At 27.4% G+C, this 26,704-nt stretch carries 22 protein-coding genes; 16 read left to right on the top strand and 6 right to left on the bottom strand.

The genetic code is table 11. The features are described 5' to 3' along the window. Nucleotides 1-838: 838 nt before the first annotated feature. The 6 genes from nth to dltD all read left to right on the top strand — a co-directional run bounded on the left by nth (nucleotide 839) and on the right by dltD (nucleotide 7,329). The gene (gene nth / locus KQI36_RS15795; protein ID WP_216451737.1) at nucleotides 839-1,474 is read left to right on the top strand and encodes an endonuclease III; all 636 of its coding nucleotides are present in this window, start codon (nucleotides 839-841) and stop codon (nucleotides 1,472-1,474) included. Nucleotides 1,475-1,669: 195 nt separating this feature from the next. After that, the gene (locus KQI36_RS15790) at nucleotides 1,670-2,842 is read left to right on the top strand and encodes an NAD(P)-dependent malic enzyme (protein ID WP_010293725.1); all 1,173 of its coding nucleotides are present in this window, start codon (nucleotides 1,670-1,672) and stop codon (nucleotides 2,840-2,842) included. A 346-nt stretch (nucleotides 2,843-3,188) separates the two neighbouring features. After that, nucleotides 3,189-4,709 (top strand): D-alanine--poly(phosphoribitol) ligase subunit DltA, encoded by a 1,521-nt coding sequence (dltA, locus tag KQI36_RS15785; RefSeq protein WP_216451736.1) that lies wholly within the window; start codon nucleotides 3,189-3,191, stop codon nucleotides 4,707-4,709. After that, nucleotides 4,706-5,860 carry a D-alanyl-lipoteichoic acid biosynthesis protein DltB gene (gene dltB / locus KQI36_RS15780; RefSeq protein WP_216451735.1) on the top strand — a complete coding sequence of 385 codons (1,155 nt, stop codon included), beginning with the start codon at nucleotides 4,706-4,708 and terminating at the stop codon, nucleotides 5,858-5,860. Before dltA ends, dltB begins: the two co-directional genes overlap by 4 nt. 35 nt (nucleotides 5,861-5,895) lie before the next feature. Next, on the top strand, nucleotides 5,896-6,126 hold the full coding sequence (gene dltC, locus KQI36_RS15775) for a D-alanine--poly(phosphoribitol) ligase subunit DltC (protein WP_010293720.1): 231 nt from the start codon (nucleotides 5,896-5,898) through the stop codon (nucleotides 6,124-6,126). Nucleotides 6,127-6,129: 3 nt separating this feature from the next. Then, nucleotides 6,130-7,329: a D-alanyl-lipoteichoic acid biosynthesis protein DltD gene (dltD, locus tag KQI36_RS15770; RefSeq protein WP_216451734.1), complete on the top strand. Its 1,200-nt coding sequence runs from the start codon at nucleotides 6,130-6,132 to the stop codon at nucleotides 7,327-7,329. A 174-nt stretch (nucleotides 7,330-7,503) separates the two neighbouring features. Here dltD and KQI36_RS15765 read toward each other — a convergent pair whose 3' ends face one another. Beyond that, nucleotides 7,504-7,992, bottom strand: coding sequence for a thioredoxin family protein (locus KQI36_RS15765; RefSeq protein WP_216451733.1), 489 nt, complete (start codon nucleotides 7,990-7,992; stop codon nucleotides 7,504-7,506). A gap of 167 nt (nucleotides 7,993-8,159) precedes the next feature. Here KQI36_RS15765 and KQI36_RS15760 point away from each other — a divergent pair, with 167 nt between their 5' ends. The 3 genes from KQI36_RS15760 to KQI36_RS15750 all read left to right on the top strand — a co-directional run bounded on the left by KQI36_RS15760 (nucleotide 8,160) and on the right by KQI36_RS15750 (nucleotide 11,911). Continuing rightward, nucleotides 8,160-8,627: a hypothetical protein gene (locus KQI36_RS15760; protein WP_216451732.1), complete on the top strand. Its 468-nt coding sequence runs from the start codon at nucleotides 8,160-8,162 to the stop codon at nucleotides 8,625-8,627. A 413-nt stretch (nucleotides 8,628-9,040) separates the two neighbouring features. After that, complete coding sequence (gene pepT, locus KQI36_RS15755; protein WP_216451731.1) at nucleotides 9,041-10,261, top strand: peptidase T; 1,221 nt, start codon at nucleotides 9,041-9,043, stop codon at nucleotides 10,259-10,261. Nucleotides 10,262-10,675: 414 nt separating this feature from the next. Continuing rightward, nucleotides 10,676-11,911, top strand: coding sequence for a S1C family serine protease (locus KQI36_RS15750; protein WP_216451730.1), 1,236 nt, complete (start codon nucleotides 10,676-10,678; stop codon nucleotides 11,909-11,911). 206 nt (nucleotides 11,912-12,117) lie between these two features. On the opposite strand, the gene KQI36_RS15745 is transcribed toward KQI36_RS15750, so the two are convergent. Beyond that, entirely contained in the window at nucleotides 12,118-14,106 is a 1,989-nt protein-coding gene (locus KQI36_RS15745) for a fructose-1,6-bisphosphatase (protein WP_010293710.1), read from the bottom strand. 546 nt (nucleotides 14,107-14,652) lie between these two features. Between KQI36_RS15745 and KQI36_RS15740 the strand changes: the two genes are divergently transcribed. The 3 genes from KQI36_RS15740 to KQI36_RS15730 all read left to right on the top strand — a co-directional run bounded on the left by KQI36_RS15740 (nucleotide 14,653) and on the right by KQI36_RS15730 (nucleotide 17,159). Continuing rightward, nucleotides 14,653-15,033: a CoA-binding protein gene (locus KQI36_RS15740; protein WP_216451729.1), complete on the top strand. Its 381-nt coding sequence runs from the start codon at nucleotides 14,653-14,655 to the stop codon at nucleotides 15,031-15,033. Nucleotides 15,034-15,746: 713 nt separating this feature from the next. Next, on the top strand, nucleotides 15,747-16,319 hold the full coding sequence (locus KQI36_RS15735; protein ID WP_216451728.1) for a LemA family protein: 573 nt from the start codon (nucleotides 15,747-15,749) through the stop codon (nucleotides 16,317-16,319). A 12-nt stretch (nucleotides 16,320-16,331) separates the two neighbouring features. Continuing rightward, nucleotides 16,332-17,159, top strand: a complete 828-nt coding sequence (locus KQI36_RS15730; protein ID WP_216451727.1) for a TPM domain-containing protein — start codon at nucleotides 16,332-16,334, stop codon at nucleotides 17,157-17,159. Nucleotides 17,160-17,207: 48 nt separating this feature from the next. On the opposite strand, the gene KQI36_RS15725 is transcribed toward KQI36_RS15730, so the two are convergent. From KQI36_RS15725 to KQI36_RS15715, 3 genes are all read right to left on the bottom strand, one after another. After that, complete coding sequence (locus KQI36_RS15725; protein WP_342357403.1) at nucleotides 17,208-17,669, bottom strand: DUF4230 domain-containing protein; 462 nt, start codon at nucleotides 17,667-17,669, stop codon at nucleotides 17,208-17,210. 524 nt (nucleotides 17,670-18,193) lie between these two features. Continuing rightward, nucleotides 18,194-19,216: a tRNA (adenosine(37)-N6)-threonylcarbamoyltransferase complex transferase subunit TsaD gene (tsaD, locus tag KQI36_RS15720; RefSeq protein WP_216451726.1), complete on the bottom strand. Its 1,023-nt coding sequence runs from the start codon at nucleotides 19,214-19,216 to the stop codon at nucleotides 18,194-18,196. Between the two features lie 143 nt (nucleotides 19,217-19,359). Beyond that, nucleotides 19,360-19,989 (bottom strand): RusA family crossover junction endodeoxyribonuclease, encoded by a 630-nt coding sequence (locus KQI36_RS15715; RefSeq protein WP_216451725.1) that lies wholly within the window; start codon nucleotides 19,987-19,989, stop codon nucleotides 19,360-19,362. A 363-nt stretch (nucleotides 19,990-20,352) separates the two neighbouring features. On the opposite strand from KQI36_RS15715, the gene KQI36_RS17880 reads away from it, so the two are divergent. Beyond that, nucleotides 20,353-20,487, top strand: a complete 135-nt coding sequence (locus KQI36_RS17880; protein WP_280527041.1) for a hypothetical protein — start codon at nucleotides 20,353-20,355, stop codon at nucleotides 20,485-20,487. 333 nt (nucleotides 20,488-20,820) lie between these two features. Then, nucleotides 20,821-22,227, top strand: coding sequence for a cell wall-binding repeat-containing protein (locus KQI36_RS15710; RefSeq protein WP_216451724.1), 1,407 nt, complete (start codon nucleotides 20,821-20,823; stop codon nucleotides 22,225-22,227). Nucleotides 22,228-22,260: 33 nt separating this feature from the next. On the opposite strand, the gene KQI36_RS15705 is transcribed toward KQI36_RS15710, so the two are convergent. Then, nucleotides 22,261-22,413 carry a hypothetical protein gene (locus KQI36_RS15705; RefSeq protein ID WP_010293700.1) on the bottom strand — a complete coding sequence of 51 codons (153 nt, stop codon included), beginning with the start codon at nucleotides 22,411-22,413 and terminating at the stop codon, nucleotides 22,261-22,263. Nucleotides 22,414-23,039: 626 nt separating this feature from the next. On the opposite strand from KQI36_RS15705, the gene KQI36_RS15700 reads away from it, so the two are divergent. Together KQI36_RS15700 and KQI36_RS15695 are read left to right on the top strand one after the other, a co-directional pair. Beyond that, a complete protein-coding gene (locus KQI36_RS15700; protein WP_216451723.1) occupies nucleotides 23,040-23,993 on the top strand; it encodes an aromatic acid exporter family protein in 954 nt (317 codons plus the stop codon). Between the two features lie 563 nt (nucleotides 23,994-24,556). Then, nucleotides 24,557-26,560: an aminopeptidase gene (locus KQI36_RS15695; RefSeq protein ID WP_216451722.1), complete on the top strand. Its 2,004-nt coding sequence runs from the start codon at nucleotides 24,557-24,559 to the stop codon at nucleotides 26,558-26,560. Nucleotides 26,561-26,704: the final 144 nt, after the last annotated feature.

The following is a 26,704-nucleotide window of genomic DNA, read 5'->3' as shown; positions in this document are numbered from 1 at the left end:
GTTAAAAGTTCAGGAGGAAAGTGACAACCACTTTCTTTTAAATTGTTGGGGACTGGCTTTGAATTTTTAGATATAAGTATAAATTTAGGAGAGCATCAGATGTTAGCGAAGAAAATAAATTTACCGTGCCTGTCCCATTTGTTATGGAGCTAAGATCGTAATTTATTACTTATTTAGATTTTGTTAGCAAAACTAGATTTAAAAATACGGTTAGTATTACTGAGAGCATAGCGAATAGTAATAACCACAACTGTTAACTATTAACTCTTAGCTTTTAACTGGAAAAGTCCCATTTGTGATGGAGCCAACACTAGGAGTAATTGCTTATTTAAAGATTTCACTAAAAACCAAATAAGGGTACTGGTTCTTTGCTTATTTTGCTATGGGAATACAGCAATTGTGGAATCTATAGTTAAGCGAAGAAAATATCCAAAAATGAACCTGTCCCTCTTGTGATGGAATAAAAACCTTGGATAATTACTTGTTTAGAAGTTTTAATTTTGTAGATTCAAAAGTACGTTTAGCATTACTAGGAACAAAGTGAGTAGTAATAACCACAACTATTCACTATTCACTCTTAACTCTTAACTAGAAAAGCCCCTCTTGTGATGGCGTAAAAATATTTGATAATTACTTATTTAGGTTTTGTACTTTATTTAAATTATTTAATAGGATTAATTTTTCTTTCAAGAGATAAAACTAATAAAAATAGTGATCAATAATTGATTTACATAGAAAACTAAATTATCATAAATATGCTATAATATATATTAACAAATAAAAATTATTGATTAGATTTATAATCTTAAAATTATATATTAATGAAAGGATTAAAATTATGAATAAAAAAACTAGAGACGAAGTTTTAAAAATATTAAGTGAAGTTTATGCTGGTGTTACTTGTGGATTAACTTTTAATAGCCCATTTGAATTATTAATATCTACTATATTATCTGCCCAATGTACTGATGAAAGGGTAAATATAGTTACTAAAGAGTTGTATAAAGACTATAATACTCCAGAGGCAATATTAGAGCTTACAGAAGAAGAACTAGGTGAAAAAATTAGAAGTTGCGGATTTTATAGAAATAAAAGCAAAAATATTATCGGTTGTTGTAAAATGCTTATAGAAAAATATGATGGCAAAGTGCCAAGTGAAATGGAAGAACTTATAAAATTACCTGGAGTAGGAAGAAAAACAGCAAATGTAGTTATGTCAAATGCATATGGAAAGCCAGCTATAGCAGTAGATACTCATGTATTTAGGCTTTCAAATAGAATAGGTATAGCAAAAGGAAAAAATGTAGAAGAAGTTGAAGAAAAATTAATGAAAAACATTCCTAAAGATATGTGGAGCGATGCTCATCACTACCTAATATGGCATGGAAGGAAAATATGTAATGCTAGAAAACCAAAGTGTGAAACATGTCCAATTATTCAATATTGCGAATATTACAATGGAAAAAATAACTAGCATAAGTTATAATTTATATAAATAATAAATTTTATTTTAGCCTATAAAATAGGAATCTAAAATCAACCCTTGAATCACAGCTGGAAGATTTTAGTTCTTGGAAATTTGATGACAAGCTTATAAATATTTCAAGTTGACGTATGATTTAAAAAGTTAGCTTGTTTTACTTAATATATCATAAGGGGTGTTTTAAAAATGTCTATAGCAGAAGAAGCTTTAAAAATACACAAAGAAAAAAGAGGAAAACTAGAAGTAGTTGGTAAGATGAAAGTTGAATGTAGCAAAGATTTATCTTTAGCTTATACTCCAGGTGTTGCAGAGCCTTGCGTTCAAATTGCAAAAAATAAAGACGCAGTTTATGACTATACAATTAAAGGAAACACAGTAGCAATAGTTTCAAATGGTACTGCAGTTTTAGGACTTGGAAATATAGGGGCAGAAGCTTCTATACCAGTAATGGAAGGAAAGGCTTTACTTTTTAAAGAATTTGGAGGTATAGATGCATTTCCGATATGTTTAGATACTGAAGACCCAGAAGAAATTATAAAAACTGTAAAACTATTATCACCAGTTTTTGGAGGGATAAATTTAGAAGACATAAAAGCGCCTGAGTGTTTTTATATAGAAAAAAGATTAAAAGAAGAATTAGATATACCAGTATTTCATGATGATCAACATGGAACAGCAGTAGTAGTTTTATCAGGAATATACAATGCATTAAAAGTTGTAAACAAAGAATTAGAAGATGTTAAAATAATAATAAATGGTGCAGGTTCAGCAGGTATAGCTATTTGTAAGTTACTTTTAAATGCTGGAGCTAAAAACATAATTATGTGTGATAGACATGGAGCAATAACAGAAAATCAAGATTTTATAAATGATGCTCAAAAAGCAATAGCAAAAGTTACTAATAGAGAAATGGCAGAGGGTGAGCTTAAAGATGTAATAAAAGGTGCAGATATATTTATAGGAGTTTCAGCACCAGGAATATTAACAAAAGAAATGGTAAGTTCAATGAATAAAGATTCTATAGTATTTGCTATGGCAAATCCAGTGCCAGAAATAATGCCAGATTTAGCTAAGGAAGCTGGTGCAAAGGTTGTAGCAACAGGACGTTCAGATTTTGACAACCAAATAAATAATGTTCTAGTATTCCCAGGAATATTTAAAGGGGCATTAGAAGTTAGAGCAACAGAAATAACAGAAGAAATGAAACTTGCTGCAGCTAGAGGAATAGCAGGATTAATAAAAGAAGAAGAATTAAGTGAAACTTATATAATACCAAAAGCTCTAGATAAAAGAGTTTCAGATTCAGTTTCAAAAGAAGTAAAAAGAATAGCAAAAGAATGTGGAGTAGCAAGAATTTAATAAAATTATTTTCTTAAAATTTATGAATATAAAAAAATAAAAAGGTAATAATATAATTACCCATCTTAATTACATTGGGCATATAAATTATAACTTTTTTAAGTTCAAGATAATTTATATGCCTATATGAAATGATTTAATAATTTCCAATTTTCTCAAACTACCCTAAAATGTCTATTCATATGAATAGACATTTTTTATTTTATTTAATTAATATTTAATAAAATATTAAAATATATGTTAATATATATAAAATATTTACAATAAATAAACAGAATAGTATACTTAAAGTTAGTTTAGAAAATTAATATAATTAGAAAATTAATATAATAAGTGGAGGAAAAAAATGAGCTTAATTAAATGTATAGACGATTATGGAATACATAGTAGCAATAAAATAGCCCATATAAGTGAAGATAATTTAATAACTTATGGCGATTTGAAAAAGTATTCTGATGCATTAGCAAATTACTTATTAAAAAATTATGGCAATGAGAACACACCTATATTAGTTTATGGTCATAAAGAAAATGAAATGCTTTGTAGTTTTATAGGTATTGTGAAATCTGGACATTCTTATGTACCTATTGATAGTTCACTACCAGTTGAAAGAGTAAGGGATATAATTGAAGTATCTCAGCCACATATAATTATATCCATTGAAGAAATGCCTTTTGAATTAGACGATATAAAAATAATAAATTATAACACTCTTATAGAAATATTTAAAACTAGTGAAGTGGAAAGCATAGCGGAGGAGTACTACGTAAAAAAAGAGGATGTATATTATAGTATATTTACATCTGGAAGTACAGGTAGACCTAAAGGAGTACAAATTACTTTAGGATGTCTTGAAAGTTTTGTTAAGTGGGGATTAAGTTTATGTAATAATAAAGAAAAGGTATTCATGAACCAAGCTCCATTTTCATTTGATTTATCAGTTATGGATACTTACTTAAGTTTAGCAAGTGGTTCAACACTTTATAGTATAAATAAAAAGATGATAAGCAATATGAAAGAACTTTTTAAAAGCTTTGAAACATCTAATATAACCACTTGGATATCTACACCATCTTTTGCTGATATGTGCTTGTCAGATAGTAACTTTAATGAAAAGTTATTAAATAAATTAGATACTATGTTGTTTTGTGGTGAAACTTTAACTAATTCCACAGTTTCTAAAATAAGACAAGCATTTCCAAAAGTGAAAATATATAATACTTATGGACCAACAGAGTCTACAGTGGCGATAACTTCTATAGAGGTTACTGATAAAGTAAATGAAGATTTTGCTCCACTACCTGTAGGATATAGCAAAGAAAATACATGGCTATATATTGTGGATGAAAATAAAAACATATTACCAGAAGGTGAAAAAGGAGAAATCATAATAGTTGGAGATAGCGTAAGTATAGGGTATATGAACAACGAAGAGATAAATAAAAAGTCTTTTGGAACTATGGAAATTGACGGTAAAAAATATAGAATGTATAAGACTGGAGATAAAGGATATATAAAAGATAACCTTTTATTTTATTGTGGAAGACTAGATTTTCAGGTAAAACTAAATGGATATAGGATAGAACTTGAAGACATAGAGAACAACATAAAAAATATAGATTTTATAGATAATACAATAGTATTGCCACATGAAAAAGAAGGGAAAATTCAATATTTAATAGGTGTAGTAACATTAACTAAAAGAGTTGAAGAAAAAGATTTTAAAATAGTATCTAATATAAAAAACAAATTGAAAGAATATATACCAGAATATATGATTCCAAGAAAATTTATAATTAAAGAAACATTACCAATGACTCCAAATGGAAAAGTTAATAGAAGAGCATTAATGGAGGAAATGAAATGATACCATTTGATGGATTACTATTCTTTTATATTGTCTCTTTATTAATATTACCTATTATAATTATGGGACTCAAAGGTAAAAAAATCACTAATTACAGTATGTTAGTAAATCTTATAATGATAATTATGATTTTTTCAAGTTCCAAAAAGCAATTAGGACAGTTAGTTATATTTTATATATTACAATTATTATTAGTTAAAAGCTATATTGTAATACGTAAACGTAACGATTCAAGAAAAATACTTTGGGTAATGATAATTTTATCATTATTACCATTAATTCTAGTAAAATGGGGACATGTTATATCAAGTCAACCTAAAGGATTTTTTGGATTTTTAGGGGTTTCTTATTTATCATTTAAATCATTACAGATGCTAATGGAAATATATGATGAATTAATAAAAGAGGTTAAAATATTAGATTTTACTTATTTTATGTTATTTTTTCCTACAATAAGCTCAGGGCCTATAGATAGATCAAGAAGATTTACAGAGGATATATCCAAGCCAATTGAAAAAGATGAATATAAACTTCTTTTAAAAGAAGGTATACTAAAGATTTTTCTTGGGGTTTTATATAAATTTGTAATAGGCGCTCTTATATATAGTTTATGGATGAGTAAAATTGGTGAAGATAAAAATTTATTTAATATAGCAAGTTATATGTATGCCTATAGTTTTTACTTATTCTTTGATTTTGCAGGATATAGTTTAATGGCTATAGGATTAAGTTATATTATGGGGATAAAAGCTCCAGATAACTTTAATTTACCGTTTATAAGTAAGGATATAAAAGATTTTTGGAATAGGTGGCATATGTCTTTATCCTTTTGGTTTAGGGATTATTTCTATACAAGATTTGTAATGGCTGCACTAAAAGGTAAATGGTTTAAAAGTAGGTACACAGCATCTTACATAGGATTCATATTAATAATGACTACAATGGGAATATGGCATGGAACTGAAATCTTTTATATAATCTATGGATTGTATCAAGGATGTTTAATAGTCTTAACGGATTATTATCAAAGAAAGAGTAAATTTCACAAGAAAAATAAAAAGAAAAACTGGTATGTATGTTTAACAACATTTGTAACATTCAATTTAGTTTGTTTTGGATTTTTAATATTTTCAGGATATTTATTTAAATAAGATATAAAAACTTTAATTTTAGGAGGATAATGAATATGAAAGAAAAAATATTAGATATAATGGTTGAAATTACAGGAGTAGACGAAATAAAAGAGGATTTAGACATTGAACTTTTTGAAGAAGGAATTTTTGATTCTCTTGCAATAGTAGAATTTTTAATTGAAGTAGAGAAGCAACTAGGTCTAAAAATTGAGCCAACAGAAATTGAAAGAGAGGATATAGAAACTCCAAATAAAGCAATAGAGTTTATTACTAAAAGGAGTTAAGTTATGAAAAACGCTGTAAGAACTATAATTGGTATAGGATTATTTTTTGTTTTATCCATAGGTTTTCTTACTGGTAGTCAAATTTATTTAAAGTCAAAATTAGAATCAAAATATAATGACAATGTAGATAAAGCACTAGCTAAAGATTTATCTGTAGATAAATTCCAAGGGATATATATACAAAATAAGGAACTTCAAAATAACAATTTAATGTTGTATGGTTCATCAGAACTATCAACAACATTTATACCACAGCATCCAAATAACTTTTATATAGATAAAGAAAGTAACTATAATATTAGTGTTATAGGAAGAGGACATTGCCAAAGTATTATACATGCTATCAACACAGGTGCTTTAAATAATACTTCTAGCAATAAAAAAATAGCATTTGTACTATCACCGCAGTGGTTTACAGAAGATGGACTATCTAAAGAAGGATTTGAGGCTAATTTTTCTGAACTTCAATTTTATAAATTAATGAATAATAAAAATATTAGTAAAGAATTAAAGTTAAAAATATGTGATAGAATAATCCAGTTTACTGATGAATCTTCTAACTTAAAAAACATAAAATTGTATTCAAAGCTATACTCTAACAATAATGTTATTTCTAATATAGGTTTAGGACTTTTAAAACCATATTATTATATTAAAGAGGAAGCATTATATACTTTAGATTTAAAACAAAGCTTAGATAAAATAAATGAAGTTAAAGATGAAGAATCTAAAGTCAATAAAAAGCCAATAGATTGGACAAATGAATTAGAACAAGCAGTAAAAGAAGGGGAAAAAGCTGCAACTAATAATGAATATGGTGTTTATGATAGTTATTTTGAAAAATATATAAAAAATGATTATGAAAAACTTAAAGGATCATATAAAACATTAAAATATACAGAATCACCAGAGTACAATGATTTAGATTTATTGATAGAAATATGTAAAGAAACTGGTGTGAAACCATTATTAATATCTGTTCCGGTACATTCTAAGTGGTATGATTACTGTGGATTTGATAAAAATAATAAAGAAGAATATTATGAAAAAATAAGAGAAATAGCTCTAAAAAACAATATACAACTATTGGATTTATCTAAAAAGGAAAATGAAAAATATGTGTTATGTGACATAATGCATTTAGGCTGGAAAGGATGGGTATACATAAATGAAGAGATTGACCAATATTATAATGAAAACTAAGTCAATTATTTTAAACAATAATATATACTTATCTATATTTTGTTCTATGGTAATAGTAAGTTTAATGTGTACATTCCTAATATTAGGTGTTCAAACAGGTGAATATATATATAGCCAGTTCTAAAAAGTGTAAAAGAGTTTTAACTTAATGTTAGAACTCTTTTATTTTTGTATTTACAGTATTATTTCAAGTAAATCCTTTTCTATTAAATCATTAAATTTACCATCTCTATAATCATTAATAAGAGACTCTCTTTCATCTTTAGACAATTTTATCATTTTTTCAGTAAGTTCTTTTGGAATTTCAACATATGCACCTTTAGGTGTCATATCTTTATCAAAAGTTATAACTGTAGGTATAGATTTTCTTCCTACAGCTTCCTCTAAAAAATCTTCATATCCAGTCCTAGGTAAGTAATGAACTTTTAAGTTTTCATTTTCTTCACTAAATCTTTGAATAAAAGGTACTGTAACTATACAATCAGGACAGAAACCTTCTGTAAAAACAACAACATTAACTTCTTCATTTAAAGATTTTATGCTGTCTTTGTAGTATTCTGATAAAGATGTATTCTCATAGGCTTTATTTTGAATGTCCCCATAGTTTTCTTGGGATTTTTTTAAATATTCTTTAAAATTTAGAGATTTTGATAAATCTAGCATAAAAAGCGCCTCCTATAAAATTAGTTACAAAAATATTATCATATTAAATTTGAAAATTAAAGAGCAAGAAAATTAATTACGATAATGATTATATGATACAAATTAAATATAATACATAATATAAAAAAATATTAAAAAGTATTTTTTATAATTAAGGGGGAATTTTTGTGATAGTTTCCAAAAATAATAATAGTAGTTCAGTTAAGGTAGTTAATCATATGAAAAAAAATAAAAATAAAATGAAGCCATTACAAATGTTAAAAGACAATATGAATAAAATTCATGAAAAAGTTATGGAAGAAAGTATGAATAAAAATAATTCTAGAGGTTGTAATTCAAATAAATTTCAGTATGTTCTAGAGATGGGATATGTATGTGTTTACACTACTGATAAGGAAGGAAAGAAAAAACTAGTTGATAGAATTTCATTAAAAAAAGCAAGTCCAGAGGTGCTATCAAAAGTTGAAAATATTAGTATGATGGATATACTAATTCTTAATGATATGAAAAAAGAAGACATGGTCAAGGAAAATAAAAAGAAGAAAATAAAAAATGATAATATAAATGATATTGAAAGTAATAACAATGTTAATGTTGGAGGAAATATAGGAACAAGTGAGTGTGGGGAAGTATAAAATTTTTGTTATCAGGTAAGAAAAAATATAAATAAAACCTAAAGCAATCAAAGTCGGTCCTAGAAAAATATGTTTAGAATTACTAGGATCAAAGTGAGTAATAATAACCACAACTAGTAACTATTCACTCTTAACTTTTAACTAAATAAGCATTAACTAATAATAAAATATTAATTTGAGTTTTCTCATTTGATAAATGAATAAGTTTAAAATTTAATTTGGAACCCTATTGTGACTCACAATATAAATATAGAATAAAATTTGAATTAATAGAGAAAATATAATTGAAGAAAAATGTTAAAATTTTATGAAAAGAATGTATTTTTTGTAAAGCAACAATACTTTAAATTGTAAATCTATCATGTTATAATAATAGAAAGTATTACAAATTTTGATAAAGGTAGGGAAAAATAATGTCTAAATTACTAGAAAGATTTTTAGGTTATGTTAAATATGATACTCAAAGTGATGAAGCATCATCAACACTTCCAAGCACAAAAAGTCAATTAGAATTTGGAAAAATTTTATTAGAAGAATTAAAGACAATAGGTATGAGTGATGTTAAGGTTGATGAGATGGGGTTTGTTACAGCAACATTACCATCAAATATGGAAAAAGAAGTTCCAACAATAGGATTTTTAGCTCATATGGATACAGCACCAGATTATTCAGGTAAAAATGTAAATCCTAAAATAATCGAAAATTATGGTGGAGAAGACATAAAACTAAATGAAAATACAACATTATCAGTTAAAGATTTTCCTGAAATCAAAAAGTATGTTGGCAAAACAATAATAACAACTGATGGAACAACATTATTAGGTGGGGATGATAAAGCTGGTATAGCTGAAATAATGACAGCTATGGAATACTTAATAAATAATCCAGAAATAAAACATGGAGCTATTAGAGTTGCTTTCACACCAGATGAAGAAATAGGAACAGGATGTAATAATTTTGACGTTCCAGCATTTAATGCTGATTTTGCTTATACATTAGATGGTGGTGAAGTTGGAGAAATATCTTACGAAACTTTCAATGCAGCTGGAGCAGTAGTTACATTTAATGGAGTAAACGTACATCCAGGTTCAGCTAAAGGAAAGATGAAACATTCTGGAATAATAGCTATGGAGTTCTTTAATGAGTTACCAGAAAATCAAAGACCAGAAACTACTGAAGGTTATGATGGATTCTTTATGTTAACAGATATGAATGTAACAGTTGAAAAATCTGTTCAAGAATATATAATAAGAGACTTTGATATGGATAAATTCAAAGCTAAAAAGGCTACAATGGAAGCTTTAGTTAAAAAATATAATGAAAAATATGGTGAAGGTACAGTTGTTTTAGATATGTCAGATACATACTATAATATGGCTGAAAAAATAAAAGAGCAATATCATATAGTAGAAACTGCAGTAGAAGCAATTAAATCACTAGAAATAGAAGCACTAGTATTGCCAATAAGAGGTGGCACTGATGGATCAAAACTTTCATTTAAAGGACTTCCAACTCCAAACTTATTTACTGGAGGTCATAACTTCCACGGAAAATTTGAATACATTGTAAAAGAATCAATGGAAAGTGCAGTTCAAGTAGTATTAAAAATAATAGAGTTATATGCTAATAAATAATAAATATAAAAAAGATGACTAAATTTGGTCATCTTTTTTATATTTATATAGGTATTATAAGACTTGATTAAGATAATAATATAAATAGAATTTAATTCAGGGATATAGAAAAACAAGCTCCATTTAAATTTATTCATCAAATTTTTGTTATCAGTTGATAAAAATAAGTTTAGTTAAAAACTATTCACTCTTAACTTTTAACTAAAACAATCTGTTAGTTATTGATAAAATATTAATTTGAGTTTTCTCATTTGATAAATGAATAACTTTAAAACTTAACTTGGAACTCTATAATATAGAAGCTTGTCTTTAAACTGTCAAATAGAAGTCATTAAACTGTCAATTATAAGACACAAAATTGACATAAAATTGAACTAAAATTTAGTCATAAGGTTGAAGTGAGGGGTTGATAACATGAACGATACAAATGAAAACAACTTAAACAATATGGAAGTTAAAAATAATACTAATGAAGAATTAGAAAAAACATTTATAGATAATGCACAATATACAGTAAATGATAATGACTATTCATACAATCCACCACCAAAGAAAAAAAAGAAGAAAAAAAGAGGTGTTGGACCTTATATAGCAATAGGGCTTATATGCTCTACTCTAGGTGGCGGAATTGGAGGCGCAGTTACTTATACAGCGTTAAGACATAATAATCAGTCACCAACAGTTCAAGAAAAATCAAATAATAATGTTTCTACAACTCCTATAAGTGCAGGCGATTATATGAACATACCAGATGTTGTTGCAAAAGTATCACCAGCAGTAGTAGGTGTTGCAACAAAATCTTTCCCAAAAAACTTTGCAGGATGGCAAACATCTCCTCAAGAAGGTATAGGGTCAGGATTTATATTTAATGAAGAAGGACTAATATTAACTAACTATCACGTTGTTGAAGGTGCAAGTGAAGTTAATGTAATACTTAGTACCGGTGAGGAAGTTTCAGCTAAAGTTGTAAACTATAATGAGGATGCAGATTTAGCAGTTGTAAAAATAACTAAAAAAGATGTGAAAATACCAGGAGTTTTAACATTTGGAAACTCCGATGATATAAAAGTAGGAGAACAGGTTATAGCTATAGGAAGTCCATTATCTAAAGATTTCTCAGGTTCAGTAACAACAGGAATTATTAGTGCTGTTAATAGAGAAATGCAATTTGAAAATGGAAAAACATTGAAATTAATACAAACAGACACAGCTATAAACCCAGGAAATAGTGGAGGACCGCTACTGAACTCAAAAGGTGAAGTAGTAGGAATAAATACAGCAAAAATACAAGCGCAAGGCGTTGAAGGATTAGGATTCTCAATTCCAATAAATGCGGCAAAAGAAAAGCTTGATATCTTAACAAAACCAATATTAAAACTTGGAATACAATGTAAAGATATCGATGAAGCTTTATCCAAACAATATAATATCCCACAAGGTATTTATATTGCAGGAGTAGAAGATTTTAGTGCAGCTCAAAAGGCTGGAATACAACCTGGAGATGTAATAGTGAAATTTGATGGAAAAGATGTCAAAACAGTAGCTGAAATTAATGCACTAAAAGAAAAACATGAAGAAAATGATACAGTCCCTGTAGAATATATAAGGGACGGAAAAACTATGAAAGCTAACATAAAGCTTGAGGCTTAACTTAAACTTTATGTTTTGCCTAACCAATCCATTATTTTACGACGATGAGTTAACAAAAGATCCCCCTTAATCTATTGTTAATAGACCAATAAAATTCCTTGATAATGGATAGGTTAATATATATTATAGGTTACAAAAATTAACCTCATCTCCCTTTAACTTATACAAACCCAAAAAAAGATAGCTAATTTAGCTATCTTTTTTAGTTATTTTAATTCTTTAATTAAACCTTTCCTATAGGCAATAAGAAGTTTTTCAAGTTCTGATATTTGCTCAATAAGTTCTTTACCAATATCTGTATCTATAACTCTTTTTCTAGTTTTAGTAGTTTCAAGTATAACAGATGAAGATAAAATATCTTTACCTTCTTCTATAGCTTTTTGTGTAGATTCAAAAGGTTCATGAGATACCAGTTGTAATCCATAAGAATTATATATTAAAGTGTAACCAGCAAGTCCAGTTTCTCTTTGATATGCTTTAGAAAATCCTCCATCTATAACTAAAAGTTTTCCTCCAGCTTTTATAGGACTTTCCCCTTTTACAACTTTAACAGGCACATGACCATTTATTATATGACTATCTAAAGGATCAAGTCCAAATTCAGTTAAAATCATATCACAAATTTCTTCTTTATCTCTAAACTTAAAATAAGCATCTTTACATTCAGTATGAGTTGTTTTATCGTCAACAAAATATCTTTCAAAAGTAGCCATTTTAGTTTTACCAAACAGCGGTGAATCCTCACCACACCATAAATACCAAAGAAAATCTAATGAATATAAATCTTTTTCAGAATTACCTTTATTAAAGTAGCCTTCTCTAGCAAGTCTATCAGCCATATCTAAATATGCCTTTCCAGAGTATTCTTTTCCAGAAAGTTTAGCTTTCCTAAAATTACCATGTTCATCTAGAGGAATACATGCATGATATAAAAGGTTAGAATTACAAACAAGATATAAACTTCCTTTAGAATATAAATATCTAACATGCTTTTGTAATTTATCACTATTTATAAAAGAAGATTTTAATCTTAAAACTAAAGAATGTTCTTCCTTAGTAAGTTTATAAGGGTCTTTCATATCTATTGTAGGGAAATTAGTATCATTAAGAGCATATTCTTTTCCATCTACAAGCACAGTTCCTTTTTCTAAGTTCATTTTATCTAAAAGAAGTCTATGTTCCATATTAAATGAAGGACGTCTTTTAATAACTTGACCTTCTAACTTGAACTGAATAACAGAAATAGCTTTATGCATTTGAGCCATAAGTTTTAAATCTGTTTCTTTATAACTTCCAGCGGTTATTTTAGGTTTAAATGATTTACAAGGGTCATTTCCATAGGTATCCATTGCAAAAGTTGCCAGTGGAAGTAAATTAATACCGTAACCATCTTCCAATGTTTCAAGATTAGCATATCTTGTAGAAATACGAATAACATTAGATATACAACACTCATTTCCAGCAGCTGCTCCCATCCATAAAATATCATGGTTTCCCCATTGAATATCAATAGAACTATATCTCATAAGACTTTCCATAATTATATGGGCTCCAGGACCTCTATCATAAATATCCCCAACAATATGAAGTCTATCTACTGTTAATCTTTGAATTACATTACATATAGCTATAATAAATTCTTTAGCACGACCAATTCTAATAATTGTGTCTAAAATTCCATTAAAGTATTCTAGTTTATTTGGTCTAGTTTCTTGTTCATTTAAAAGCTCATCTATAATATAAGCAAAATCAGGTGGTAGTGTTTTTCGTACCTTAGATCTTGTATATTTTGAAGAAACTATTTTACAAATTTCAATAAGTCTATATAAAGTGATTCTATACCAATCATCAACTTCTTTTTCTTGATTTATTATAAGTTCTAGCTTTTGCTCAGGATAATATATTAAGGTACATAATTCTTTTCGTTCACTTTCTTTTAAAGTATTACCTAAAATATCATTAACTTTCCTTTTAATAACTCCAGATGCATTTTTAAGAACGTGGTTAAAAGCCTCATACTCACCATGTATATCTGTAAGAAAATGTTCAGTACCCTTAGGTAAATTAAGAATAGCCTGCAAGTTAATTATTTCAGTACATGCATCTGAAATAGTAGGAAATTTATGTGATAAAAGTTTAAGATATCTTAAATCATCTTCAAGCATATCCACACTTATTTCATTCATAGCTAACATAAGAAAACTCCTTTCGAATTAGACAAATTTATAGTCAGAAAAATTTATAGTTTAAATTGAGTATTAAAATGAATAAAATTAATTTTCATTTGTCCTCAGTAAATTTCATGATTTAATTATAGGGTTCCAAGTTGACTTTTAAAATTGAACCCAAAAAACAGTGAGCATATGCTCAAAGTATCTTAATTTCTAAATAAATTTCAGTTTATTAAATTGATTTAATCCTATTTTACTATAAGGATGTTAAAGTCATCTTTTATTTTATGCATTATAAATTTCAAACATCCCAAATTCACAACTATAGTAATTGAAGTATTAAAACATCTTAAGTACAATAAAAGACATTTAGATTTGAGCTTGTTCACTATATAACTATATTTAAACACAATAATGTATCATTTATATTAATAGTATATAACATATAGTCAAATAATGTAACATTTATTTTTGGAAAATAAGTAATTATTTATATGGTAAACAATCTAATTGAATAAATTATTTAAAACTAAGAAAACCTATAAGTAAAAATACAAAGGAGAAATTAAAATGGTTGATGAAATGTTACAGTTAAAAGTTTGGGCTGTAGTAGGTGCCTCCGATGATGAAAGTAAATTTGGATACAAAATTCCTAAAAGATTACGTGAAAAAGGGTATACAGTTTATGGAATAAATCCTAAAGGTAAAGCAATAGATGGAATTGAAGTATATCCACTGATAAGTGATTTACCGGAAAAGCCAGATGTTGTTAACATGATAGTAAATCCTAAAATATCATTAAGTACTTTAGATCAAATAAAAGAAGCTGGAATACAAAATGTATGGTTTCAACCAGGATCATTTGATAAAGAAGTATTAGACAAAGCAAGAGCTTTAGGATTAAACATAGAATTAAATCATTGTGCATATGTAGAACTAAATAACATATAAAAAAATTGACAAAGGACAATTGACATTTGACAATGTTGGTTGAAACTGGACTACCAGTTTCTTTGAATTAGAGGGTGTAAAATTTAAGTTTAGGATATAAAAAAACTAAGGCTAAATTTAAGGTATAGCGCCAAACAAGAAGGACAGGTTCATTTAGCTGTACCACCATAAAAAACTCTAGTACTCAATAAAAAGGGTAGATAAAATAAATTACCGAGCAAAGAACCAGTACTTGAGCTGCAAAGCAGCGTACCTGTTAGGTACTGGTTCTTTGTTTATTTTGTTATGGGAGTACAGTAATTGTGGAATCTGCAATTTAAACGAAGAAAATAGCCATAAATGAACCTGTCCCACTTGTGATGGAAGTAAAGCTTTAAGTGATTGCATACTTAGATTTTGTTAGTAAAACTAGATTTAAAAAATACGTTGAGAATTACTAGGAGCAAAGCGAATAGTAATAACCATAACTATTAACTATTCACTGTTAACTCTTAACTAGCGAAGTATTACAACTTTTAACTAAATATTTAAGAAAAATAAATAAAAATTTAAATTTATGTTTAAAATTATATATATAAGCATAAAATATATAGGATTAAAAAGTGCAAATTAAACTATACACTGCATATTTACAAGAAAATTGTAAATATTACTTTTCAAATTCTGAAAAAAGTATATAATAATATCTAAATATAAAAAAAGGATGGGATTTTATGAAAAAGAAATCGATGAGTATAGTTATAGCAATACTAGTAATTATAGCTATTATAATTTTCCCACTAGTATCAAGCTATAATAACTTTGTAAGTTTAGAAGAACAAGTAAACACTGTTGCATCTGATTTAGATGCTCAATTACAAAGAAGAGCGGATTTAATTCCTAATTTAGTTTCAACTGTTAAAGGATACACAACACATGAGGAAGAAGTATTAACATCTATAGCAGATGCTAGATCAAAGCTTGCAGGTGCAGGAACAATGGAAGAAAAAGCAGCTGCAGATTCAGAACTTTCTAATTCCTTATCAAGACTTTTAGTTGTAGTAGAGAATTATCCAGAATTAAAGGCAAATGAAAACTTTAAAGATTTAACAGTAGCTTTAGAAGGTACAGAAAACAGAATAGCCATAAAGAGAGAAGATTATAATAATGTAGTTTCACAATATAATAAAAAAATTAAAAGGTTCCCAGGCAACATAGTAGCATCAATGTTTGGTTTTGAAGAAAAACAATATTTCAAAGCAGCCGAAGGAGCAACAGAGGTTCCTAAGGTTGAATTCAATAAGTAGTGAGAAGTTAATATGAAAAATTTAACTAAAAAGATATCAGCATTTTTAATTTTTTTATTTGTGTGTATAGCTCCATTAAGTGCATTTTCAATAGAATATGAGAGTCCAACAAAATATAAATATATAAATGATTATGTTGGAATAATGGATGAAAAAACAAGGGATGAAATTATTTCTATAGGTAAAGAATTAGAAGATAAAACTTCAGCACAATCAACTATAGTAATAATAAACTCATTACAAGGAAATTCAATAGAAGATTATGCAAATAAACTTTTTAGACAGTGGGGAATAGGAACAAGTGAAAAAGATAATGGACTACTAATACTAATGGCAATAGAAGATAAACAATATAGAGTAGAAGTAGGTAGAGGATTAGAAGGCGCAATAACTGATATTTATAGTAATAGAGTAATGGAAGGTGAAGCAAAACCTTATTTCAAAGAAGGTGATTACTCAACAGGATTATTAAATGCATATAAAGTATTTGCACAAGATATTGCAACAGAATATAATCAAACATTATCCTATGATTATTCTCCACAAGAAAATTATAAAAAAAGTTCACAATCTGATGGTGAATCAGCCATTTTAATAGGTATAATTGTCTTTATCATATTAGGTGATGCGCTTTTCAATAAAGGAAGATTAATATCTTTGCTTTTCTTAAGTAGAAGAAGACGCTATTATGGAACAGGACCAATTATAAGAAATAATCGTAAAGATGATGATGATGACTTTTTCGGACCTTTTGGTGGCGGAGGAGGTTCATCAGGTGGTGGATTTGGAGGCTTCGGTGGAGGAAGTTCAAATGGTGGAGGTTCTTCAGGAAGCTGGTAAAATGAAAAGTTATGAAAATAGATTCCTATTTTCATAACTTTTTTTATGTTAATAAAATTTTATTGATACATCATATCCTAAATTTTTGAAAAAATCTTTTAAAAATTTTTCAGTAGATATATTTACTTCATCAAGAAAGCCTTTATCAATAATTTCATTTTCTTTTTCATTTTTAGATTTACAAATTTCATTAAAGATTTCACTACTTTTTAAAGGATTAAAAAGGGGATTTTTTTCATTTAAAATAGAAACTGTATCTTCAATTACTACATTATCTAAAATTATTGAATTAGGGATGGAAAGAGTAGCTTTATCACCATTTATTTTAAGTTTACTTTCTTTTAAAGAAACTCCAGCTTTTATATATCCATCATATTTTAAAACAAAAGATTTCTCAGTAAAGGGGATATCTATATCATTAAACTTTAAATTATCCTTCACAGAAATAATATTAGAATAATCGTACTTAACAGTAACAAGCTCATTAATGTTTACAAGTTGCTGAAATATTGTTTCTGTAGAATCTTTTCTGTGAGATTTTAACGGAGCTTTAAAAGATAGAATAAATAAAAGAACAACTATAACAATTATTAAAAGCCCTATTATTTTAGATTTAAAAGTAATTTTCTTGATAAAAACACCTCCTTAAATATTAAATAAAACTTTTTAACTTATATTATTAAAATTTAGTTGTCAATTAAGAAAAAATAAATGGTAAAAATCATTGAAAATATTGGTTTAAAAGAACTTTATTAATTTAACAATTATCATTTGATAAAGTTATAAATTAAAAACTTAGATTGAAATCCTACATATATATATATTGAAAAAATTACAAAAAATTACTTAATGGTAAAGTTTTTATAAAATATGGATAGAGAGGTTTACACTTTACGAGGATAGTGATAAATTTAAATTAGCACAATTAACCATATAGCTTTAAGTTTGGAATGTTTAAAAGTTTTGTCTTGAATTAAACATTCCTAAAAATGGATAAAAACAAAAATAACACCAGTTAAACTGGTGTTATTTGTTTATCTTTGTCCTAATTTTAAATTTGGAATTGCATTTAATGTTAAATCAGATGTTCTTCCACAAGTATATTCAAAATATGCAGCACTTCCTATCATTGCAGCATTGTCTGTGCATAATATAGGTTTAGGGAACAGAACTTTTATTCCTTCCTTTTCACATTCACTTATCATAGTTGCTCTTAAACAACTATTAGAAGCAACGCCTCCAGCTATAGCTATTTTATCAACATTTTTTATTTTACAAGCTTTAATAGCATTTCCAACTAAGACTTCAACTACTGATTTTTGGAAAGATGCAGCAACATCTGGTATATTAACTTCTTCATTTTTCATTTCAGCTTTATTTAGATAATTTAAAACTGAAGATTTTACTCCACTGAATGAAAAATCTAAGCACTCCTGATGAAAGTTAGCCTTAGGAAATTTTATTGCATTATTATTTCCTTCTTTAGCTATTTTATCAATTTTAGGACCACCAGGATAACCAAGACCTAAAGCACGAGCTACTTTATCATAAGCTTCACCGGCAGCATCATCTTTTGTTTCACCCATAACTTCAAATTCACCGTAATCTTTCATATGTACTACAAATGTGTGGCCACCTGAAACAACTAGTGTTACAAATGGAGGCTCTAACTCTTTATATTCAATAAAGTTAGCACTTATGTGACCTTCAATGTGATTTACTCCTATTAAAGGTATATTAAGAGCATAAGCTAAAGATTTGGCATACTGAAGACCAACAAGTAAAGCACCAACAAGACCAGGTCCGTAAGTAACACCAACAGCATCTATCTCGCTTAAAGTAACATTAGCTTCATCTAAAGCTTCTTGAACAACGGCACTGATTGCTTCAATATGTTTTCTAGAAGCAACCTCAGGAACAACACCACCAAATTTTTCATGGGTAGAAATTTGTGATGCTATAACATTAGACAAAACTTCTCTACCATCTACAACAACTGCAGCAGAAGTTTCATCACAACTGGATTCTATAGATAATATCTTAAAATTTTCTTTCATAGCATAAACACCTCATTTTTATGACAATTCAATTAAGACACATTTAATTAAATAAAAAGTTTAATTATAGTATTTTTCTTTATGTGTCTAATAAGAGAAACTCTATTATGATTATATACTTTTATAAGCTTTATAATCAAATATTAGAACAGTTTTTTAAAGCATTTTTTACAAAGAATAGTTTTTCCTTTATTTGCAGATATAGCATTTTCCTTAGATACTGACCTTTGACATATCTCACAACATAAAACTTCTTTGGAGACAGACTTTGAAGATGTAACTTTTTTTAATTGATTAGGACTTTTAGTTTTTGAGTTAGAAGGAGGATTATATTCTATAGGTTCATCCGTTATATCACGTTCTTCTATTGAATAGTTCATCTTATATGTACTTTCACCAAATAACTCTAGTTCAAATCTAGGGTTTTTTTCATCATAAAATTCTTCTATAATTAATCGTCTAACTTGAGCATCATTCACTATAAGACCACTTTTTTCTACACCATCAAAAATGCTTTTAGTTATGTTGTTGGTATCAGGATGACGTTTTTTCGATTTATAAAAAACTTTTAAAACTGCAATTAAAGCCTCAGACAAAACAATGCCAGGGTTTTGAACTCTACATTCATATGCAATTTCTTCCTCATAAAGTGCATATCTATCATGATACTTACCAGAATTATAAGGGAGAATAGCCCTACCATTCATATTAAATAACTTAAAATTAGATTTTGAAATAGGGGAACCCTTAACTATAACTTTTGCATAACTCATAAAATCCTCCAAACTATAATTGAATATATATATGTAACTTATATGTATAGTTTAAAAGTAAATCTTAAATTTTTCAACAAGCCACAAAACTTACTTTTAAAAGAAAAATAGAGGTACTGGTTCTTTACTTATCTTGTTGTGGGAATAAAATAAAAAAATTAAGGTTTAAGAATTATTAATTAAGAATTTAGGAGTAAAGTGGCAACCACTTTCTTTTAATCTAATCATATAATTTGCTTTGCAAATTTATATAAAAAAGTACGTTTAGCATTACTAGGAACGAAGTGGGTAGTAATAACCATAACTATTAACTATTAACTTTTAATTGAAAAAGTCCCATTTATTATGGAGCAAACACTAGGAGTGATTGCTTACTTAGTTGAGGTAGAGAGTTTTAAAAAATTGACAATGGACAAAGGACAATTGACAATGTTGGTTGAAACTGGACTGCCAGTTTCTTTTGAATTAGAAGGAGTAAATTCTAAGTTTAGGGTATAAAATAAACAAAAGCTAAGATCTAATTTTACAGCAGTAACAAATGGGACAGACACGAATGGTTTATCTATATAAAAATAAAAATCAGCTCTTTGGATTTGGTTATCATGAATAAAAAAGGTTAGCCAGTCCCTTAAGATAGTTAAAAATTAAGAATTAATAGTTAAGAGTTTAGGATGAAAGTGGCAACCACTTTCTTTTAATCTAATTGTATAATTTGCTTTATAAATTTATACAAAAAGTTTTTCATTAAAGCTGTCAATTTCATTTACATAAGTTGTAAATTTTGTTAACATATATTTATGATTATTAAGGTATAAAAGGGGTGGCTGAGTTATGAAGAAAAAGATAACTTATTTGTTGATAAGTGCTATGGTTGCAGGCGTTTGCTCTACACCTATTAATGTATATGCTGCTAATAATAGAGTTAATAGAATAAATGGCAGTGATAGATATGGAACATCCATTGAAATAGGGAAAAAATTTGTAGGAGATGAAAGTGTAGATGCTGTAATACTTGCAAGTGGAAAAGATTATCCAGATGCATTAACAGGTTCCATACTTTCTAAAAAATATAATGCTCCTATAATTCTAGTTGATTATGATCCTAAAGTTAGTATGGAGCAAATAGCATTTATTCAATCAAGATTAAATCCTAATGGAAAAGTATATCTATTAGGTGGAGAAAAAAATATAAATAATAATTATATTAACTATTTAAAACAAATAGGATATAAAAACATAGAAAGAATTGGTGGAGCAGATAGATATGAAACCAATACAAAGATAGTAGAAAAAGCTGAAGTAAAAGAAGGTACACCAGTTATAATAGCTAGTTCAAAAAGCTTTGCAGATGCATTAAGTATGTCACCGATATCAGGAGCTAAGCAATATCCAATATTGTTAACAGAAAAAGATACTTTAACAAGTAGTGCAATCAAACAAATAGAAAAAATAAAACCTAAAGAAGTATTCATAGCTGGTGGAGTAGGGGCTATAAGTGATGAAGTACAAAATGAAATTAAAGATATAATAGCCAATACAAAAGGAAATGAAGTTATACGTTTATCTGGAAAAGATAGATATGAAACATCTATGGAAATATTAAATCACTTTAGTAAAGAATTAAAAGATGAAAGTATTTTTATAGCTAGTGGAAAAACTTTCCCAGATGCATTATCAGGAAGTGCATTAGCATCAAAAACAGAATCACCAATACTTTTATCTAATTCACAAACTATTGTTGATTCAAAGCCAGAAATTGATAATTATAAATCAGTTAATATACTAGGTGGTAAATTCTCGGTAGAAAAATTTACAGAGCAAAGATTAAATAATGAAGAAAGCTTCTTATTTTATATAAATTCGGCATCTAAAGAAGATGAAAAGAGTTATGTTGCTGGAAATTTTGAAAAGTTTAGCACAGATATAAAAGAAGTAGATGAGTATTGTAAGTATTATAAAATACCTACAGCTATAGTTAATGAAAAGGACGGAAAATCCTATATACTTGATGGAGGACAAGACATACCGATTAGTACTTCAACAAAAGTAGAAGTTAGTGATGATGTAGATATAAGTGTTATAGATTGGAATAAAGTAGGCGATGGAAATGTAATGGCTACTAAAAAAATAACATTTGACAACCTAAAAAATAATCAAGGATTTAGAGGAAGTAATATTTTCAATATAGAATTTAAGGATAATAAAATAGTAAAAATAACACAAGAATATAGACCTTAAAAAAATAGAGAAGATGGGGAAAACCCGTCTTCTCTATTTTTCAGTGTAACCTTTACCGCCACATTCAGGGCAAGCATGTTGACCAGAACCTCCGCAGCAAGTACAATGATTTTTAACACAGTCAGTTGTGCAATCACATTTAACTAATTTTTTTCCAGCGCATAAAGAACAAACTTGTTTACTCATAAAAATACCTCCTTAAAATCAAAATAAAAGTACAGTTATATACTACTGTACTCTCTAATTAATATCCAAAAATAAAAATAATAAACATAAAATGAAAGAATACCAAGAAATTATTTAAAAAAATTAAAAATAAATAAAAAACAAAAGAAATAATAAGTGATATAATACATAATATATAAATTGCATTAATTATTAACTCTTCACTCGTAACTGAAAAAGTCCTACTTGTTATAGAGCTAATACTGTAAAGAATTGATTGCTTAGATGTGTTGCTAGAACTGAATAATTGGGACCGACTTCGAGTACCATTGGAGAGAAACTAAAGTCAACAAAAGCATCTATACCAAAGTATAGCAAAGTAGCCAATTACGCGTCTGTCCCTCTTGTGATGGAGCTGGAACTTTGGTAAATTGCTTACTTAGAAGTTTTACTTTTGTAGATTAAAAATACGTTGAGAATTACTAGGAACGAAGTGAGTAGTAATAACCGCAACTATTAACTATTCACTGTTAACTTTTAACTAAAAAAGTACCTTGACTCTTAACTAGTAAAATCTTATAACTATAAAAATATTTTTATTATTAAAATGAAATTATAAAATATATGGCTTAAAAGGTGGTGTTAATTTGAAAATAGGAAATAGAACATTAAAAACAGCTATAGGCACTGGTATTTCAATGCTAATTGCTCAATTTCTAGGGTTAAAATTTTATGCATCAGCAGGTATTATTACAATACTTAGCATACAAAATACAAAACGTAAATCCTTTAAAGTTGCTTTACAAAGGATAGGAGCCTGTATTATAGGATTATTAATATCAGGAATATTAATGCAACTTCTAGGGTTTAATCCAGTAGTATTTGCTATTTTTATGCTTATATTTATACCTGTTGCAGTAAAATTAAATATTTCGGAAGGTATTGTAATGAGTTCAGTTTTAGCTACACACTTTTTAGGTGAAGGAGCTATAACTAAAGAACTAATTATAAATGAATTAGGACTAATAGCTATAGGCGTTGGTGTAGCTTTATTATTAAATTTGTACATGAAAAACATGGAAGAATATATAATAAGAGATAAAAAATACATAGAAGATGCGTTAAAAGATATATTTATAGATATGTCTAGAGCATTAAGAGAGCTTTCAGTTTCACTGCAAGAAGATAAAAAATTTAATGATTTAGAAAAAAAATTATATGCAGCTAAAAAGAAAGCGTACATAAACTTAAACAACTATTTTATGTCTGATGAAAGTTATTATCTTGAGTATATGGAAATGAGAATAAAACAGTTTAAATGTGTAAAAAGAATGCGTTCACATTTTGAAAAATTCTTTATGACCTATGAACAGACTGAGATGATAGCAGATTTCACTAAAAAAGTAGGAGAAAATTTAGCAGAACAAAACTCCTGTGAAATGTTATTAAAAGACTTAAAAGAACTAAGAGAAAAATTTAAAGAAAGCGAATTACCAACAACAAGAGAAGAATTCGAAAATAGAGCTATGCTATATCAATTTTTGAATGACTTGGAACAATTTTTAGAAATAAAAAATGAATTTTACTATGAACAACCATAAATATATATTTGTTTCCTTGGAAGAACCATTACTTGGGCAAACCTGTCAGGTACTGGTTCTTTGGTTATTTTGTTATGGAGCTAATACTGTAAGGAATTGATTGCTTAGGTGTGTTACTAAAACTGAATAATTGGGACCGACTTCGAGTACCATTGGAGAAAAACTAAAATCAACAAAAGCATCTATCCCAAAGTATAGTAAAGTAGCCAATTACGCGTCTGTCCCTCTTGTAATGGATATGTAACTTTAAGTGATTGCATACTAAAATTTTGTTAGTAAAACTAGATTTTAAAAAAGTACGTTTAGCATTACTAGGAACGAAGTGAGTAGTAATAACCATAACTATTAACTATTCACTGTTAACTTTTAACTAGCAAAACGTTGCAACTGTCAACTCTTAATTAGCAAAGCGTTACAACTCTTAACTAAAAAGTACAACAATTTTTCACATTAGAAATAGTTAATATTTTATAAAAATTTCTCCAAATATTGCAAGTATTTTTTCACAGTGATACGATATATTTATAAATGTAAGATTATGCCTAATAGAAGGGGGAAGTTTTATGGAGTTTAAATTTGACAAGGAAAATTATAATTTTACGGTAAAAGAAATATCTGAAATTGCTAATAAACAATATAAAGAAGAGCCAAAAAAATTTATAAAATTTTTACAGAGCCAAGCAAGGTTTGCAAGTAAAATGTGTAACTTAGAAAAACAATTAGATAACAACTATTTTAATAAGCCATTTGAAGAACTTTTAAAAGATAATCACAAGCTTTATGAAGATATAATAGGGGAAAGGTACAATACTAGTTTTTGTAACCCAGTTTATGCAGTAAAAGTTTTCGGTGAAGAATTAGGAAAAATAGCAACTTTTTTATACAATATATCTAAAAGATATATAACATACGCATTTTCTCACAACTTAAAAATGATGCATTTTTATAATGAACATTTTTTGAGTATTTATAATTTTGTTGAATATAATAATAATGAAAACCCAGAAGATATAAGAGCACTATTAAAAGAATTAAACTTAAATAATCAAGAGTTTTTATGTAAACACAACTTAAAAGACAAATTAATAAATAAAGAAAGTCATGTTAAAAATATAATAGAAACGTCTAACTTAGATGATTTAAGATATCTTTTTAAATATGGTTACTATATAAGTGATAATGAAATAAAAACAGCAGAGTTTTTAAATAAATATGAAAATATAGATTTAATTGCAGATACTGTATGTAACGGTTATATAGAAGGATTTAAAAGAGACAATAAAGATTATAACAACAAGTCTACCTCAAGAATTTTTGCTAACGTAGGACAAGAACGAATTATAAAACTTCTTATAGAAAGACTAAGAAGGTACTCATTAGAACCTATAATAGACCAACTTGTATATACATCACCAAATAAACAATTTGATTACGACCATAGATTCGATATAGGATTATTTTATGATGAAGAAATAGGCCAATCTAAACTAAAGGCTAATGAAAAATTATTTGAAAAATATAAAAAAGAGTTAAAGCAGTATAGTGGAATACTTTGTTTCGAAAAATTTGGGGAAACTCCTTTTGCACCAGAAAGCAAAAAAGAAGCATTAAAATTAAATGAAAAGCAAGGTAAAATATATCAAAAATATCAATCAGCAATGGCTATCAAACAAGATAAATACATTCCGATGTCAGAAGTTAGCTTTACAATAATAGCCTTCCCAACTCCAGAAATAGGAGAGAATTTTGAGGAAATATTTGAAGATACATTAAAAATTAATTTATTAGACAGCAAACAATATGAAAAAATACAAAAACGTATAATAGATGTTTTAGATAAAGGTGACTATATCCATGTAAAAGGTTTTGGAAATAATAAGACTGATATAAAAGTAAAAATGCATGAAATCAAAAATTCAGAAAAAGAAACTAATTTTGAAAACTGTGTAGCAGATGTAAATATACCAGTAGGTGAAGTATTCACATCACCAGTATTAAAAGGAACAAATGGATTACTTCATGTAGAAGAAGTATATTTAGGTGATTTAAAATATAAAAATTTAAGCTTAACATTTAAAGATGGATATGTAGAAAAATATAGTTGCACAAACTTTATAGATGAAGAAGAAAATAAAAAATATATTGAAGAGAATTTACTTTTCCCACATAAAACATTGCCATTGGGAGAATTTGCTATAGGAACAAATACTTTAGCATATGTAATATCTAAAAAGCATCAAATAGTTAATATATTACCGATTCTAATAGTAGAAAAAATGGGACCACACTTTGCAATAGGTGATACTTGCTTTAGTCAATGTGAAGATGTAAAAGTATATAACTCAGATAGAAAAGAAATAATAGCAAGAGATAATGAAAAATCTATATTAAGAAAAACTGATATAGAAAATGCATACACTAGTTGTCATACGGATATAACACTTCCATATGATGATATTGAGTTAATATCAGTAATAACTAAAGAAGGAAAAGCTATAGATATAATAAGAGATGGAAGATTTGTAGTAGAAGGAACAGAAGAATTAAATAGACCATTAGAAAATTAAATATAAATAAAAAAACTGGTTATTCCAGTTTTTTTATTTATTGTACTATAAAAATCACAATTAGAACCTAAAAATTTTTAAATTTATTGGAATAATTTATGAATTAAATTAATATATTTAAAATGATGAATAATGATTTAAGGA

Source organism: Clostridium senegalense (genome assembly GCF_018916625.1).
Taxonomy (GTDB): domain Bacteria; phylum Bacillota; class Clostridia; order Clostridiales; family Clostridiaceae; genus Clostridium_J; species Clostridium_J senegalense.
The sequence above is the reverse complement of the archived record's forward strand: the minus strand, read 5'-3'. Positions and strand labels throughout refer to the sequence as shown.

Coding starts and splice junctions, on each gene's coding strand:
- nth (WP_216451737.1), top strand. CDS start 839: ATGAATAAAAAAACTAGAGACGAAGTTTTAAAAATATTAAGTGAAGTT.
- KQI36_RS15790 (WP_010293725.1), top strand. CDS start 1,670: ATGTCTATAGCAGAAGAAGCTTTAAAAATACACAAAGAAAAAAGAGGA.
- dltA (WP_216451736.1), top strand. CDS start 3,189: ATGAGCTTAATTAAATGTATAGACGATTATGGAATACATAGTAGCAAT.
- dltB (WP_216451735.1), top strand. CDS start 4,706: ATGATACCATTTGATGGATTACTATTCTTTTATATTGTCTCTTTATTA.
- dltC (WP_010293720.1), top strand. CDS start 5,896: ATGAAAGAAAAAATATTAGATATAATGGTTGAAATTACAGGAGTAGAC.
- dltD (WP_216451734.1), top strand. CDS start 6,130: ATGAAAAACGCTGTAAGAACTATAATTGGTATAGGATTATTTTTTGTT.
- KQI36_RS15765 (WP_216451733.1), bottom strand. CDS start 7,992: ATGCTAGATTTATCAAAATCTCTAAATTTTAAAGAATATTTAAAAAAA.
- pepT (WP_216451731.1), top strand. CDS start 9,041: ATGTCTAAATTACTAGAAAGATTTTTAGGTTATGTTAAATATGATACT.
- KQI36_RS15750 (WP_216451730.1), top strand. CDS start 10,676: ATGAACGATACAAATGAAAACAACTTAAACAATATGGAAGTTAAAAAT.
- KQI36_RS15745 (WP_010293710.1), bottom strand. CDS start 14,106: ATGTTAGCTATGAATGAAATAAGTGTGGATATGCTTGAAGATGATTTA.
- KQI36_RS15740 (WP_216451729.1), top strand. CDS start 14,653: ATGGTTGATGAAATGTTACAGTTAAAAGTTTGGGCTGTAGTAGGTGCC.
- KQI36_RS15735 (WP_216451728.1), top strand. CDS start 15,747: ATGAAAAAGAAATCGATGAGTATAGTTATAGCAATACTAGTAATTATA.
- KQI36_RS15730 (WP_216451727.1), top strand. CDS start 16,332: ATGAAAAATTTAACTAAAAAGATATCAGCATTTTTAATTTTTTTATTT.
- tsaD (WP_216451726.1), bottom strand. CDS start 19,216: ATGAAAGAAAATTTTAAGATATTATCTATAGAATCCAGTTGTGATGAA.
- KQI36_RS15715 (WP_216451725.1), bottom strand. CDS start 19,989: ATGAGTTATGCAAAAGTTATAGTTAAGGGTTCCCCTATTTCAAAATCT.
- KQI36_RS15710 (WP_216451724.1), top strand. CDS start 20,821: ATGAAGAAAAAGATAACTTATTTGTTGATAAGTGCTATGGTTGCAGGC.
- KQI36_RS15705 (WP_010293700.1), bottom strand. CDS start 22,413: ATGAGTAAACAAGTTTGTTCTTTATGCGCTGGAAAAAAATTAGTTAAA.
- KQI36_RS15695 (WP_216451722.1), top strand. CDS start 24,557: ATGGAGTTTAAATTTGACAAGGAAAATTATAATTTTACGGTAAAAGAA.